Below are 15,953 nucleotides of genomic sequence, written 5' to 3'. Positions count from 1 at the left end.
CATCTAATTTTCTTTTATGTAATTAGCTGCTTTTTTAATAACCTTAACTTAAACACTACGAAATGAGAAATTTTTATATTTTTTATCTGATCGGGCTGAGTTGTTCTTCTTTTGCCCAAGTGGGAATTAATACGTCATCTCCTGAGGCGACGCTGGATATCAGAGGAAAAAATGATACCGGAAATGCGGGGGTAGCCATTCCCGGTGTTGTACACGGTAAAGATGGTATTCTTGTTCCCAGAGTTACAGCACTGAATGTAAACGGTACTGTGAATGGACAGCTGGTATATCTAATAAACAATTCCGGCATTTATAATAAAGGATTTTACTATTGGGATGGAATCTCTTCCTGGGTAGGTTTAAGCGGGGGAGGAAGTGCCGGAGATCTTACAAATGATGCATTTGTAAATGACAATACCAACCAGATGGTAAAACTGGGAACTAAATCTGACGGATCTACCGTAAGACCATTAAATACCGCCTTTGTTATAAAAGATAACGGAAATCTGGGGATTGGAACTGAAACTCCGAATACATCGGCATTATTAGATTTAACAGCCGCAGATAAAGGTATTTTAATTCCTAGAGTTGCTCTTACAAGTACCACAGATATTGTTACCATTCCTAATCCATTAACCAGTATGTTAGTCTACAATAACGGATCAGCAGCTTTAACTTATAAAGGATTTGTTTTTTGGAATGGAACCGAATGGAGAACAATTAATAATCAATCTACAAAAGCGCCTACCATAACTTCTTTAACCTGCAACGCTGCGACTTTATCTCCTGCAACCTATACCAGCGGGGTAGCTTATAATGGGATTTTAAAAATCCCGTATACAGAAGGTAACGGCGGTCTCTATCAGGAAGGAACTACAGTTACCGTAAATGGATTGAACATAAAACTTCTTCCGGGAGAGCTTGCAACAGGCAGTGGTCAGCTTTCTTTCTCAGTATGGGGAACACCTTCTGTTTCTTCCCCTACAGCAATTACTTTTCCTATACAGGGAAGTTCCGGCAATGGTTTAGTGCCATTTCTTACCAGTGGTCAGAATTGCAGTGCTGCAGTAGGCGATCAGGATGCTGCTGAATATAGCCAATCGATTATTTTGGGACCTTTGGTTTCAACTTCTAGTCCCTATGCAGGATATCATAAATATGTCACTTCCCCAGATGGAAAATTTTCCGTAAGAATGTTTATAGAGCCTGATGCTTTAATAGATATTATAAAATTGCAGATAAGAAGTAATGTAGGTACTCCGCGTATAACTTGGAATGGTGGAGGAAATTCGTTCAATGTAAATGTATTTACAGCACAAGGAGCTTGGAACGGAGGTACTGGTGAAAGTTATCCGGGAGATTTTGTAGAAGGCACACAAGCAATTTGGGGTAATAAAGAATTCTTCGCCGGGTCTCGACCACAATATAGGACATATACTTGGTCTACATTGGATAATTCAAAAATCGTTTATGTATTAACGTGCTTTTTTTCCAATGATGGTTCAAGTCCAGTTTATTCAAGTACACCTTATCTTAACTCTACTAGCTGCCCAAGTGGTACTTGTCCTGCAACAAAAGGATACCTTAGAATAGAACAGTTCAGGGTTCCATAATGTTCTGAGTTCTTAGAAAACAAATATAAGCTCTTAATGTTTATCCTTAAGAGCTTTTTCCGTGAAAAGACTATAACGTTGAAGGAAATCCCGAGATCAATTATTTAATTTTAACATGACAGATGAATGTATTGGCAATCTGTCTGCTGAATTTCGTGGAATAAGGTTGGTAAAATTTCATCATGTGTTTTTATTTTGTTGTTCTAATATAAGATTTCCCCAGTTATCTATAGCTTCCAGTAAAGGAATAAGTGTTTTACCAAAATCGGTTAAACTGTAGATTACTTTTAATGGAGGTTTCTTTCCGTAAACTTTTCTTGAAACCAGACCATCATCACGTAATTGTTTTAAATATAAACTTAAGGACATATCTGTAATAAAATCCATCTCGTTTTTAAGTTCAGTGTAGCGTCTTTCACCATCTTTTAGATGGTATAATATCAAAGCTTTCCATTTACCGCCTACCAAATCCATTGCTAAACTTATAGTAGAAGGATATAATTTACCTTTTATTTTAATGTTTTTGCTCATTGTTTTGACTTTTTCTGATAGCCATTGCGCATGAAATGATAGAGCCAAATGGATTTTGCAAGCATATTCTGAAACAAAAACAGCGCAGACTATTACCAAATTATTATAAAAGAAAGTCTAAACTTTGCTCAATAAAGTTCACAATACTTTCATTAGAAGACGAATTATATGGTAAAATACAATTGTAGTTTTGATAATATATTGATATGAAAAGTGGAAATTATTTAACGGCAGTATTTAATATTGAAATTATACATACACTTGAGTTAACCTCATTGTTTGATCCATTTGTAAAAGTAAATACAAATAAAAACTAAAATGTAAAAATAAACGGAGGATTGATGAATGAGTTCATTTACTGCCTAAAATATTGTATAGCAGCAGTTTTTGTAAATATTTCGTTTTGTTAAAATAGCATTTTTTATCTTTGTTTTTTACTAAATAGTTTAATTTATCACCTTGGAAAAATTTCATTTGGGTGACATAATTTTAAAACTGTTATTTTTGTTTTGCTTATTTATAATTTCAAAGCTATTTAATATTTACACTAAGAACAACAATGAAAAAAAATATTATTCCTCTGGTTTTAATATCTTCAATGGTTTTTTTCGCTCAAGTAGGAATTAATACTTATGATCCGAAATACTTTATTGAAGCAAATTCTAAAAATGATTCTTTCATAAATAATAGAGACTGTGAGCAGCAGTTAAATTTGCAGACATTTTATATCGACAGAAATATTTCTGCCGATACATAAATCAGCTTCGTATTTCGAGTTTATTTTTATAATTATGATTTTATTGTTTTTTAATAAGCCGTTCTTTGAATATTCAATATTCCGAAGGAGCCGTTATTAAATTTAGTATTTGTCATTTTTAAATGTATAGCATGATAAATAATAATGACGGCAGTTATTAATCTATAGTTTCAAAAAATAAATACTTTTATCAGTTATACTGATAGACATTATAAGAACTCCATTTCACTACAATTTTATGTTTAAATTTTCTGTTTATTTAATAAAGTATATAGGCACTTAATATTTATGAATTATAGTAAGGAAATTCTGTATAATAAACGTCAGGTATTCATCAGACAATATTTGTGGATTAAATTATTTTTAGATTTAGTAATTATAACGATAAAAATTTTAGATTTTTATTTCTATGGTATTGTTACCAAATACAATACCCTGCTTGCGCTAGTAAGTTTTTTATCGTCTTTGATTTTGCTGTGGAAAATAGATTTTTTAAATAATTTCAAATTCAAACATCTTGTGAATTTTAACAACTGCGTTCAGATGGCAATGATCGTATATAATTCAATATCTAAATTTCCGGATTTTCCAATTACTCTTATTTATTTAATTTTATTCCCTATATCTTTTTCTTATGTAAATAATTTTAAATATACTTTTCTTTATTCTGCATTTTTTTTCATTGTATTTCTATTGGTGTACAGCTCTTTCGAATGGAACAGCTTCCCAAGCTGGAAAAGCAAGGACGTTAATACTGTTTTTTTCCTCTGGATTTACAATTTATTTTCTTTATACTTCCACTTTTTCTTCTTCCTCTTTCTGTTAACATTCCATATCTATTATGCAATAGAATTTAATAGTGTAAAAATTCAGAACAATTTTGAACAGAAAAATGAAACTTTAGAGAAAGAAACTCCATTATTATCCGTCTCCGAAGTAAAAGAAGATAAATTAATGCTTTTATACAGACGGATTATTGATTATACCGAAAAGGATAAATTTTACCTGAATTCTAATGCCAGTATTTATGACTTAACACAGGCGTTAAACACCAACAGAACTTATATTTCAGCAGCTCTGAACCAAAAAGGGAAAACCAACTTTAATGATTTTATCAATTCCTACAGAATAAATTTTGTTATACAGGAATTTGAAAAAGATATTCATAAAAAATACACTTTAAAGGTTATCTATACAAGTGCAGGCTTCGTTCATCAATCTCAGTTTAACAGAGCTTTTAAAAAAATTATGGGCAAATCTCCCAGAGAATATTTAAAAGAGATAAACGGCTAAAATCAATTTTAAAAGTCAAAACACTTTCTGTAAAGGTTTAAAAGGCTACGCTTTACTACGCGTGAGTAGAATTGAGTATTTGTAAAAACTTAAAAACTGACTGCAATAGCTAATTTTGCAGAAAAATTCATTAGTTGTTTTTTTGATTTGCTAGAAATAAAAAATAATATTTTCAAAATTATAGTAAATATTTAATTATTTATATTTGTAATGTAGAGTTTTGATATAATTAAATAGCTGATCTTCAATTATTTTAAATACAAATCATTTTAAGATTGATATTTTCAGAATCAATTCGTTGTTTTCTGTAAAATTTGTTTATAACTAAGAATAATTTGGGTATTGTATAGAATAATTGTACAAATAGCTACTTGAACTACAAATAAAAAAACATAAAATGATTTACAAGCTTATCTTCAATAAAGGAGAGAGAAGTAATTTTGAAAATGATTATAACCAACTTATCAATCGTTATTTATTTTTTCTTTTTTTTCTTTTTCTATTCTATGCTATCTTTATCATTACTTTTTTCAGGGATATTATTATTTCTATATTCCTTATTACTATTACCTTATTCTGGATTCTTTTAATCTCAATTAAAGATAAAACCACAACATTTCGTAAAACCCTCAAATTCGGAGTGGTAGGCATTTTGGTTTTACTTACCCTTATTGTAAGTTTTTTTAATATTTACAGTTCAAAAAAAGTTGGAGTAGAATATTTTTATTTCAGTATTCTCTTTGCAATTCCTTTCTTTTTAAATTACAGAAAAAACAAAAAAGAAATTTATTTTCTGACTTTTTTTATCAGTTTTAATTTTATTGCCTGCCTTTACTTTGATTTCAGTTTTTTACCGAGAAGTAAGTTTTTGAAAGAAAAGGATTACTCTACCATAAAGCTGCTTAACATTTTATTTTCTGTCGTTTCTTTTTTAATGGATATTGTTTTTATAAGCCAAAAAGACGAGTTAATAAATGGACTTCTCGAAAATACACAAATTAAAGATTCAACCATTGAAGATTTGATGAAGACCAATTCTAGATTAATGAAAAGTCAGATGCAGGCTAATCAGCTTACCGATGAAAATATTGATGAAATATTCAGACTGGCAGAGAAAAATTCGGTAATGTTTTTTGAGAGGTTTCAGGTTTTCTTTCCAGGTTTTATTCCGGGAATTTTACAGATTAACCCTAATCTTATTCATTCTGAATTATATTTCTGTGCATTAATGAAACTGGATTTCGATACGAAAAAAATTGCTCAGTGTACTAATAACAGCATAAGAGCAGTAGAGAGTAAAAAATACAGAATACGAAAAAAACTGAATATTCCTTCGGATGTCAATATTAACAGTTTTCTTATGAAGATATAACTATTCGTCATTATGATTTCTCTTCAGATATTGAAAAACAGTAAGTTTTACTACGTACGCGTGATATTGCGTGCCACAATTTGCTAATAAACGAGCTGATAGATGATAACTTTGCTTCTGCTTATAAAATAAATATTTTATTTCAAATTTTAATCCATAAATAAAACATGATGAATACAAAATCTACAAAATTTTTGGTAAGAACTCTGTTTTTTGCCCTGTTCTTCTCTTTCGGAAACTTTTTCGCCCAAAACAATGGTGCTGTAGGGATTAATACTGCTTCTCCCAACCCAAATTCTGTATTAGACGTTGTTTCCGTCAATAATAACAAAGGTATTTTAATTCCCCGTCTTACAGTAACACAGCGGGATGCAATTACCATCAATCCCGCGAATGATGACGGTCTTACGGTTTACAATACTACAGAAGACTGTCTTAATTACTGGAGTCTTGCAGACAATGAATGGAAAAGCGTCTGCGGGCAAATAGGAAAGTCTGTTTTTACAATAGATTGTGCGAATACAAAAGCCAGTGGTACTTATATTCAGGGAAAAACACTTAACACTTCACATTATCTTACAGTAACCGTAAATGTCACCAAAAAAGGAAGCTATACAATTACGGGAACCACAACCAATGGTTATAATTTTTACGCAACAGGTGTTTTTCTAAACACAGGAATACAGACAGTGCAGGTTGCAGGGCAGGGAACACCTTCTGCAGTTCAGTCTGATACTGTTCAGTTGTTTGCAAACGGTGTAAGTGTAAGCTGTACACCGGCAGTAACGGTGAATGTACTAAGTTCAGCAGCAATCTATTCTGTCTCATGCGGAAGTGCAACAGTAAATGGCGTTTACACAAAAGGAACGGCTCTTGGCGCGGGCAATACGATAACACTACCCGTTACAGTAACAGCGTTGGGAAGTTATTCTATCACAACAAATACAGTAGACGGAATTTCTTTCAGCGGATCAGGAATATTTACTGCTACAGGAAATCAGAACATAACATTATCCGGCACGGGCAAACCAACATCCACAGCTGATAAAGTAATAACGATTACATCCAACAGTGCGGATGGTGAATCTACCTGTAATGTAACGGTAGTAATGACAATACCATCAAAGAAAATTTTACACATCGGATTAGAAACAGTTTACGGCTACAGTGCTTTTACAGGACCATCGAGAAGTTTAATGGATTCTCCGACAAACTTTGGAACTTCAGCAGCCAGTGTTGTAAAATCTGGCGGCTATACTCATACTTCTTTAGGCGGTGCACCTTCTAATGCAACATTATTAGCAGCACTGAACACCAAACCGGATATTGTTATTGTCGGCTATGCTTATACACCAGACGCAACAGCTTCGGGGTATATTGCAAATTATTTAAATAATAAAGGGGTTGTAATTGCGTTTGAGGATGATGCTGCTTCTTCCCAAAATATGATGCGCGCAATTTTCTCTGATCCTACTATTTCAGCAGCTAATGGAGCAGGAGCCGGTTCGGTATATGCTCTTGTAAATACAAATGATCCGATACTTAACGGACCTTTCGGAGATGTGAGAGGAAAGAACTGGGGAGAAGACGCTTCTACAACGGTTAATATTACAGGTCTTACCAGTGGATTTATTCCTTACAGTTATGCACAGCCCATTAACAGCACAACTCCCAGAACGGGAATTTCAGGGTTAAGACACAGTTCGCTTAATTTTATCTGGTTCGGAGACGGTGGATTTTTAAGTAACGAAAATGCCAATGGTAATCAATATCCAAGTAATACTATTGAGCCATTTGTTGCACCAAGTTCAGGAGGATATTTGCCGGTACAAAAGTCGACGTATGGATATGCAGGCAACGGATATGCATTGGGCGGAATGCAGGTACAGAATTCTATCATCTTTGCAAATGCTTTAGCATGGGCAATAAAGCAGGCAGAAACCAATGGGATAAATACCCAATAATAAGCACAAATTAATATACATCTAAAAGCTTCAGTAATTGGTTTTACTGAGGCTTTTTGCTGTAAGTTTAATACATTTATATTTGTAAAGTATCAAATCTTTTAACCTGAAAAAGAGTATTTCCAAAGGAATTGAAAACCTTTCGAAATACTCTTTCCTGATATATTTTTTATGATATTAATCGAAGTTCTGCAGTTCCACAAGTTTGTGATAAACTCCTTTTTTCGCAATAAGATCATGATGCGTTCCCTGTTCTACAATATCTCCTTTTTCCATTACCACAATCCAGTCAGCCTTTTGAATAGTAGAAAGCCTGTGCGCAATAACAAGAGACGTTCTGTTTTCCATCATTTTTTCGAGTGCATCCTGAACAAATCTTTCCGACTCCGTGTCCAGAGCAGAAGTTGCTTCATCCAGAATCATAATCGGTGGATTTTTCAATACAGCTCTCGCAATGGAAACCCTCTGTTTCTGACCTCCGGAAAGCTTTCCTCCGTCATCTCCGATGTTAGAATCATATCCGTCAGGAAGATTCGTAATAAAGTTATCTGCATTGGCAATTTTGGCAGCAGCAATTACCTCTTCTCTGGTGGCTTCAGGTTTCCCCATCAGAATATTATTGTACACCGTATCATTAAATAATACAGATTCCTGAGTAACCATCCCGAGAAGTTTACGGTATTCTTTTAACCTTAGATTTTTAATATTTACACCATCAATCAGAATTTCACCTTCAGAAACATCATAAAATCTTGCCAGAAGATTCGCGATCGTTGTTTTTCCGCTTCCGCTTTGTCCGACAAGAGCTACCGTTTTTCCTTTAGGAATACTTAAAGAGAAATTTTTAAGAATAGCATGGTCTTTATCGTAGTAAAAACCGATATTTTTAAATTCAATAGCTTTGTTAAGTGTTGAAATACTTACAGGATTAGCAACTTCTTCAATTTTCACGTCTGCTTCAAGAATTTCCAATACTCTGTGTAAAGAAGCTTCTCCTTTCTGTACGTTTGAAATTGATTGTGATAAACTCTTTACCGGAGGTAAAATCTGGAAGAACATTCCTAAAAAAACCAGAAAATCCTGAGGAGCAATGCTATGTTCCACAACAATCTGCTTTCCGCCATACCATGCAATGATTAAAAAAGTGACAGAACCCAGAAATTCGCTGATTGGCGATGCTAATTCCTTCTTTCTTCCCAATCGTATCGAACTGTCGATCCATCTCTGCATAGAACCCATAAAACGGTTATCCATAATCTTTTCTGCACTGAAAATCTTAATGACTTTTGACGATTTTAAGGTTTCATCCACAATAGAGAAAATGGTTCCCATTTCGTTCTGGGCTTCGTGGGAATCTTTTTTAAGACTTTTCCCGATTAACGCGATTAAAGTTCCCATCACCGGTAAAACCAGAAGAGAAAAAAGCGTTAATTCAGAACTTAGCAGAAACAAACTTATTAAAGTACTCACAAGCATAAACGGAGCATTAATCAGCTCCACCAAACTTCCTAGAATACTGCCTTCCACTTCGCCTACGTCATTAGACATACGCGACATCATATCTCCTTTTCTGCTCTCAGTAAAAAATGAAACCGGCAAAGCCAGAACCTTACGGTACATTTCTCCGCGCAGATCTTTGGTAACGCCAACACGGTAATTAATCAACAGAAAAGATCCTAAATATCTGAAAAGGTTTCTCAGCAAAAACATAAATGCAGTAATTACGCAGAGCCATGCTAAAACATTCAGCGTACCATAATCATCCACCAAAGTCTGAATATAATAATTAGAATAGTTTTTCAGGTACGGAAATAAATCTGTAAGGTTTCCGGAATATACAGGTGCAGATTCAAAATCTTCTCTTTTAATAGTTCCGAAAAGCATGCCCAAAACAGGAAGAATCGTTCCTAATGAAGCAATCTGAAATATAGAATATAATAAGTTGAAAAATAAACTTCCGAAAATATATTTCTGATGAGGTTTTGCGAATTTTAATATTTTTTTATATTCGTTCATTCAATGAAAAAATTGGATAGCAAAATTACGTAATTTAAATGATAAGACGTTTTTAATCGCCTTTTACTTTATAAAATAAGTTTCTGCAGCATTTATTTTGTTACAGTATTCGGAAAAAATAAAGCCGCCCGAAGAATGGCAGCTTTTATATTAACTTTTAAAATCTAACTTTATCATTATATTTCGGTGCAAAATTCTTGGGCGAAAGTTTGTCTAAAGTTTTCCCGAAATTATTGATTATTGTTGTTAAATTATTAAAATCCACAACGTGGATATCGTCATTTTCATGGTGATAATGCGTCGCTTTCGTCATATCAACCGTTGAAAAAGAATGGGCGATAATTTTCTTTTTTACAAAACTCACGTTGTCTGATCGGTAGAAAAGCTGTTCTGAAGCATAAGGATCCGGATTTATTTTTAAGCCGTTCGCGGCATTTTTATTAAATAATTCATCAAGATCCGAAAATTCATCACCCGTCATGAACAAAGCGTTCTTTCCGAAAGCAGATTCTGTTGCCACCATTTCGAAATTAAACAGCGCTGTCATTTTATCATAAATCGGATTCAGATTCTCATCCTTTGAAATGGCTCTGGAACCCAACATTCCTTTTTCCTCACCGTTAAATGCCATGAAAACCAAAGAAAACTCAGGATTTTTATTTTTGAAATAATCTGCAATTCCTACCAGAGTGGTAATTCCGCTTGCATCATCATCTGCACCATTATAAATATTGTCCTGAGGATTGTTGCTAGTTCCGATATGATCAAAATGCCCCGAAAATCCTAGAAATTTTTCTGTTTTTCCTTTTTTAACGCCACAAACATTATAAGCTGTTTTTCCTTTGTAGTCAAAAGGAACCAGATAAGAATTTCCTGTGCAGTACTCTAAATTGTTTTCTTTAAATAATTTGGCGATATAATTGGCTGCATTATCATTTTCAGCAGTTCCGATTTCGCGGCCTTTCATTTCATCAGAAGCCAGAGTTGAAAGAACAGTCTGTATTCTTTCCGTAGAAACTTCCTGTGCGAAAGAAAATATAGAGAAAAGTGAAAAGGTAAGATAAGTAAGTTTTTTCATTTTTAATAATTTATAAACAATCTGTCGCAATATAAGCGGAAATGTTGCATGCGAATGTTTTTAAATGAAAAATTACACAAAATAAAAAACAGCTCCTTAAAAGAAGCTGTTCTCACTCAAAAAATCGTTGTAAGGTTATCGAAGTCTGTCTACAGATTTTACGAGCCTCTCATCTTTTTTAATGTAAATGTTTGCTATAAGCAGACAGATCACCGCAATTAATGAGAAAACCGGCTCAATACCCTTCTCAGGAAAATCTATTCCTCCGGATAATTTTAGTAACCAGTACATCAATACACCAATCAACAAAGCGTTTATAATAATGCTGATGTTATTCAGCAGAATTTGTCTTTTTCTGTTTTTAAAACTGAAAATACTGAGTACTCCCACCAAAACAAGGACAATACATCCGATATTAATCACAGGAAAGCTGTCTGAAATAACAACATCTTCTCCTGTAATGAACAGAAACACAGCAGCCAACACTGCTAAAAAAGTCCATATAGTCTGTATTCTTTGTAGCATTGAATATTAAATTCTACGCAAAAGTAATATAAATTTTGCACAATTCAAAAATAAGTGTAGATTTGCATTATACGAATGTACTTGAAAACAACAGTCACCTGACTTACTTTTCTTATTCACAATTAATTACATTTTTTACACTAAATATGTTTAACATTGAAACGTTAAGGTCAAAATCCGTAACGGAACTGACTAAAATCTTAAAGGATTTGGGCGTTAAAGTGGCAAGAAACAGCACTGAAAATGACAAAATCTTTGCAATTCTTGACTTTCAGGCCTCCAATCCAAAAGTAGCAAAAGAATATTTCAACGCTACTGAAACCAGTATGAATACTGAGGAAAAACCGGCAGAGAAACCTGCGAAGGCTCCTGCCAGAAAAGCTGCTCCTAAAAAAACGGCAGCTAAAACAAAAGCTGAAGCGAAACCTGCGGAAGAAACAAAACCTAAAGCAGAGGAAAAAACTGAAGCAGAGGTGAAAGAACCCGTTTCCGAAGAACCTAAAGCTGAAGAAACAAAAACAGAACCTGCAGCAGCAACAGAAGAACAGACTGCAGCGGCGCAGACTAAGAAAAAGAGGAAAAGAGTTTCTCCTGCCAATACAGCCAACACAGAAGCGCCTCAGGAAAAAACAGAAGCTCCAAAAAACACAGAATCTCAGGAATCTGCTCCAGCAGAAGAAAAGCCGAATAATTCCCCTCAACATCAGGCTAGATCCCCAAAAGGACAAAACAACAATCCGAACAACAACGGAAACCAGCATAGAAATCAAAATCATAACCAAAACCCGAATCAAAACCAAAACCAGCATCAGAATAAGCAGCAACAGCAGCATTCTGAAAGAACGGAGGAACAGCATGAAGCTCCTAAAAAGGAATTCAGTTTCGACGGAATGGTAAGTATTGAAGGAGTTCTGGAAATTTTACCCGACAATTACGGATTTTTACGTTCTTCAGACTTCAGTTATATTTCTTCTCCGGATGACGTATATGTCTCTACGGCGCAGATCAGAAATTTTGGTCTGAAAACCGGAGACACTGTAAAAGGAATTGTAAGATTACCGAAAGAAGGCGAAAAATATTTCTCTTTATTAAGACCAACAGAAGTTAACGGACGCGATCTTGCTTTTATTAAAGACCGTGTTGCTTTTGAATATTTAACCCCGCTTTTCCCACAGGAGAAATTCAACCTTGCCGGAAAAGGCTCTACCATTTCTACAAGAGTAGTGGATCTTTTTGCTCCGATCGGGAAAGGACAGAGAGCAATGATCGTTGCACAGCCAAAAACCGGTAAAACGATGTTGCTGAAAGATATTGCCAATTCTATCGCTGCCAATCATCCGGAAGTGTATATGATGGTTCTTCTGATTGACGAACGTCCGGAAGAAGTTACCGATATGGAAAGAAGCGTAAATGCAGAAGTTATTGCATCTACTTTTGATGAAGCGGCAGAAAAGCACGTAAAAGTGGCTAACCTTGTTCTGGCGAAAGCACAAAGAATGGTGGAATGCGGTCATGATGTGGTGATTTTATTAGACTCCATCACAAGATTGGCAAGAGCTTATAATACCGTAACGCCTGCTTCAGGTAAAGTTTTATCGGGAGGTGTTGATGCAAATGCACTCCATAAACCGAAAAGATTCTTCGGAGCGGCAAGAAAGATTGAAGGAGGAGGTTCTTTAACAATCATTGCAACGGCTCTTATCGATACGGGGTCTAAAATGGATGAGGTAATCTTTGAAGAATTTAAAGGTACTGGAAACATGGAACTTCAGTTAGACAGAAAAATTGCCAACAGAAGAATTTATCCTGCTATTGATTTGGTAGCTTCAAGTACCCGTAGAGACGATCTGCTTCTGGATGAGGTAACTTCTCAGAGAATGTGGATTCTTAGGAAATACCTTTCTGAAATGAATCCAATTGAAGCAATGGAATTTGTAGACAAAAACATCAAAGGAACGTTGAATAACGAAGAATTCCTGATGTCGATGAATAAATAAATTGAATTTAATTTGTTAAGAGAAAGCACGGACGTTTAATGTTCGTGCTTTTTCGTTTTTAGTTTGAAATTAAATTATTCTTTTGAAGCTTTATCTCGCTTTCCGCACTCGCTATTTAATGATTTCAGCGGCGGCGAAGCCGCCGCCGAAATCATTAAATGAGCTCAGACAATTGCTGCAATCGAGGCTAGGGTTTTTGTATGATATTTCAATACTTCATTATATCCACAAAATTTGGGATCCTGAAAAAGTTCAATATAGCATTAAAATAAAGTCTGAAAAAATTCTTGTTTGAACCCTTTGATTTGTTATCAGCTTTGATTCAAAAATAAATTTTTCAAAATTGATAAACCTTATGTCGTTAGACTTTCTTACCATAAAAATTTAATTCATTCTAAATCAATATATCAATGTTAAAGATTTATTAAAGTAATCCCCATTTTTTGAATATAGATTAAATAATGGCTAAATTTGGGTAATAACATTAAAAATAAAATTATGTCATTTGAATTACCAAAACTAGGATATGCTTACGATGCATTGGAGCCGACAATTGATGCAAGAACAATGGAAATCCACCATACAAAACATCATCAAGCATACGTAGACAATTTAAATAATGCGATTAAAGGAACTGATCTTGAAGGAAAAACTATCGAAGAAATCTGCCAGACAGGAATTGATAAACCAGCGGTAAGAAACAATGGAGGAGGACACTTTAACCATACCTTATTCTGGGAAATTTTAACTCCGGGCGGAAGCAAAGAACCGATAGGAAACGTAAAAGCTGCTATTGATGCTTACGGAGGTTTCGAAAAATTCAAAACAGATTTTTCTGATGCTGCTAAAACAAGATTCGGTTCAGGATGGGCTTGGTTGGTAAAAAATGCTGACGGTTCCGTTGCTGTTTCTTCAACTCCAAATCAGGATAACCCGTTAATGCCGGTTGCAGACGTAAAAGGAACTCCTGTTTTAGGACTTGATGTTTGGGAACACGCTTATTATTTAAATTACCAAAACAGAAGACCGGATTATGTATCTGCATTCTTCGAAGTGGTAAACTGGGATAAAGTAGAAGAATTATTCAACAAATAATTATTCAACTATTTCATAAAAAAAGGTTCAGAATCGCTCTGAACCTTTTTTAATATCTTGTGGTGTCACTTCCCGATAGTCCGTTCATTTTCAGACCGTATTTCCAGTTTACGTATGCAAAAACCTGATACAGTTTGTATTCGAATTTAATACCGTATTTTTCCTTCGGATCATAATCAATCGAGGATTCAATGACGTTTCTGTATCGTCCGGAATTGTAATACGAATTCCATTCTGTAACAAGAAAAGTATTTCTGTTCTTTAGATAAGATTCAGAATATTGGCTGATTGGCTTTGCAACCGCATTCAGAAAATAGTCAAACTGAGTATCGATTACCGTAAGATCCCATTCGCCATCATCATTTTTTGATGGTTTCATTTCCGACTTTTCTTTTTCATTCTTAGGATTGCTCTGTGCAGAACAATTGAATGAAAATAAAGAAAGTGTTAACAGTAAAACTAAATTTTTCATCTTATAAAGTTACAAAAAAAAGACACTCAATCTGAGTGCCTTATATTTTTATGGTTCTTTCTGGAGAACTACAAATGCCGGGAAGTGGTCACTGTAACCGCCGGTAAACTGGTCGCCGTTCCACGATCGGAAAGGGTAGCCTTTGTAATTTCCTTCTTTATTCACTAAGTAAGCCGGAGCGAAAATTTCAGCCTTATAAACCGAATAATCTTTTGTAACCTGATCCTGAATTAAATTTTTAGAAACAATGATCTGGTCAAATAAGTTGGGTGCGTCCTGATATGCTAATGAAGCAACTCCTTTTTTGTACAAAGGATACATTAAATTCAGGTAAGGATTAGCATCACTTAAATCTTTCGGGCTTGGCTGAGCTTTCAGATAATTTTTTAAGCTTGAACTTACAGGATCGTCGTTAAAGTCTCCCATGGCAAATAATTTAGTAGAAGGATCTGCAGCTCTTACACTGTCCATCTGCTGTTTTAGTAAAGCTGCTGCTGCATTTCTTTTTGGCAGGGAAATAGCTTCACCTCCTCTTCTTGAAGGCCAGTGATTCATGAAGAATGCCACTTTCTCATTATCAAGGAAGCCTGTAACAACCAGGATATCTCTTGTATATTCTCTTTTTCCGTCATCACCGAAAACTTTCAGTTCTTTTTTCAAAGAATTTGTTGGAGTGAACCTTCTTTTCTGATAAATCAAAGCCACATCAATTCCTCTGTAATCGTAAGAATTGTAATGGATAATTCCGTAATCATATTTCTTCAGTGCCGGTTCATTAATAAGATCCTGAATAACCTGTCTGTTTTCAACCTCAATTAAGCCTACTACTGCAGGAGCTGTTTTGGTATACTGTGCTCCCATTTCAGAAATTACTTTAGCTTCATTTGCTAATTTTGTTCTGTAAACTTTGGTGTTGTAGTTTTTAGCACTTTTTGGAGTAAATTCTTCTGAACCTCCTTGGTATCTTACAACTTTTTTCCCAATTAGAGCGCCGTCGCTCCACGGTCCGTCGTACTTTTCAGCTTCTAAAAACTTAACGGAATCCAATGGAATGCTTCTGTGAAAAGCCGGGTTTTTAATGTCTTTAGTTCCGTCGATATAATCTGCTGAGCGAATCGTGTCCCAAAGGTTTTCCACATTCAAAAAACCTACAGTGGCCACTTTTCTCAGTTTACCCTGCTGTTGTGAAAATGCCATTATCGAAAAAATGATGGCAAAAAAACTCAAAAATTTCTTCATT

At 34.6% G+C, this 15,953-nt stretch carries 13 protein-coding genes; 7 read left to right on the top strand and 6 right to left on the bottom strand.

Features of this window, described 5'->3' with window-relative positions:
* Positions 1-62 precede the first annotated feature (62 nt).
* Entirely contained in the window at positions 63-1,613 is a 1,551-nt protein-coding gene (locus AC52CF_RS19800; RefSeq protein ID WP_496517594.1) for a phage tail-like protein, read from the top strand.
* Positions 1,614-1,793: 180 nt separating this feature from the next.
* Here AC52CF_RS19800 and AC52CF_RS19795 read toward each other — a convergent pair whose 3' ends face one another.
* Positions 1,794-2,144, bottom strand: coding sequence for a winged helix-turn-helix transcriptional regulator (locus AC52CF_RS19795; RefSeq protein ID WP_290264506.1), 351 nt, complete (start codon positions 2,142-2,144; stop codon positions 1,794-1,796).
* A 559-nt stretch (positions 2,145-2,703) separates the two neighbouring features.
* Here AC52CF_RS19795 and AC52CF_RS19790 point away from each other — a divergent pair.
* The 4 genes from AC52CF_RS19790 to AC52CF_RS19775 all read left to right on the top strand — a co-directional run bounded on the left by AC52CF_RS19790 (position 2,704) and on the right by AC52CF_RS19775 (position 7,530).
* A complete protein-coding gene (locus AC52CF_RS19790; protein WP_290264510.1) occupies positions 2,704-2,901 on the top strand; it encodes a hypothetical protein in 198 nt (65 codons plus the stop codon).
* A 288-nt stretch (positions 2,902-3,189) separates the two neighbouring features.
* Complete coding sequence (locus AC52CF_RS19785; RefSeq protein ID WP_496517593.1) at positions 3,190-4,194, top strand: helix-turn-helix domain-containing protein; 1,005 nt, start codon at positions 3,190-3,192, stop codon at positions 4,192-4,194.
* Positions 4,195-4,591: 397 nt separating this feature from the next.
* A complete protein-coding gene (locus AC52CF_RS19780; protein ID WP_375180730.1) occupies positions 4,592-5,566 on the top strand; it encodes a helix-turn-helix transcriptional regulator in 975 nt (324 codons plus the stop codon).
* A gap of 167 nt (positions 5,567-5,733) precedes the next feature.
* Entirely contained in the window at positions 5,734-7,530 is a 1,797-nt protein-coding gene (locus AC52CF_RS19775) for a phage tail-like protein (RefSeq protein WP_290264520.1), read from the top strand.
* A 177-nt stretch (positions 7,531-7,707) separates the two neighbouring features.
* On the opposite strand, the gene AC52CF_RS19770 is transcribed toward AC52CF_RS19775, so the two are convergent.
* The 3 genes from AC52CF_RS19770 to AC52CF_RS19760 form a co-directional block, all read right to left on the bottom strand.
* Positions 7,708-9,546, bottom strand: a complete 1,839-nt coding sequence (locus AC52CF_RS19770; protein ID WP_496517592.1) for an ABC transporter ATP-binding protein — start codon at positions 9,544-9,546, stop codon at positions 7,708-7,710.
* 157 nt (positions 9,547-9,703) lie between these two features.
* Positions 9,704-10,624: a M28 family peptidase gene (locus AC52CF_RS19765; protein ID WP_214588210.1), complete on the bottom strand. Its 921-nt coding sequence runs from the start codon at positions 10,622-10,624 to the stop codon at positions 9,704-9,706.
* A 135-nt stretch (positions 10,625-10,759) separates the two neighbouring features.
* Positions 10,760-11,149, bottom strand: a complete 390-nt coding sequence (locus AC52CF_RS19760; RefSeq protein WP_076391587.1) for a DUF4293 family protein — start codon at positions 11,147-11,149, stop codon at positions 10,760-10,762.
* A gap of 146 nt (positions 11,150-11,295) precedes the next feature.
* Between AC52CF_RS19760 and rho the strand changes: the two genes are divergently transcribed.
* On the top strand, positions 11,296-13,146 hold the full coding sequence (gene rho, locus AC52CF_RS19755) for a transcription termination factor Rho (protein ID WP_214588211.1): 1,851 nt from the start codon (positions 11,296-11,298) through the stop codon (positions 13,144-13,146).
* 498 nt (positions 13,147-13,644) lie between these two features.
* Positions 13,645-14,241 carry a superoxide dismutase gene (locus AC52CF_RS19750; protein WP_214588212.1) on the top strand — a complete coding sequence of 199 codons (597 nt, stop codon included), beginning with the start codon at positions 13,645-13,647 and terminating at the stop codon, positions 14,239-14,241.
* Positions 14,242-14,290: 49 nt separating this feature from the next.
* On the opposite strand, the gene AC52CF_RS19745 is transcribed toward AC52CF_RS19750, so the two are convergent.
* Entirely contained in the window at positions 14,291-14,713 is a 423-nt protein-coding gene (locus AC52CF_RS19745; protein ID WP_214588213.1) for a DUF6146 family protein, read from the bottom strand.
* 48 nt (positions 14,714-14,761) lie between these two features.
* Positions 14,762-15,952 (bottom strand): endonuclease/exonuclease/phosphatase family protein, encoded by a 1,191-nt coding sequence (locus AC52CF_RS19740; RefSeq protein ID WP_214588214.1) that lies wholly within the window; start codon positions 15,950-15,952, stop codon positions 14,762-14,764.
* Position 15,953 lies beyond the last annotated feature (1 nt).

The organism is Chryseobacterium sp. 2P (genome assembly GCF_059579425.1).
The sequence above is the reverse complement of the archived record's forward strand: the minus strand, read 5'-3'. Positions and strand labels throughout refer to the sequence as shown.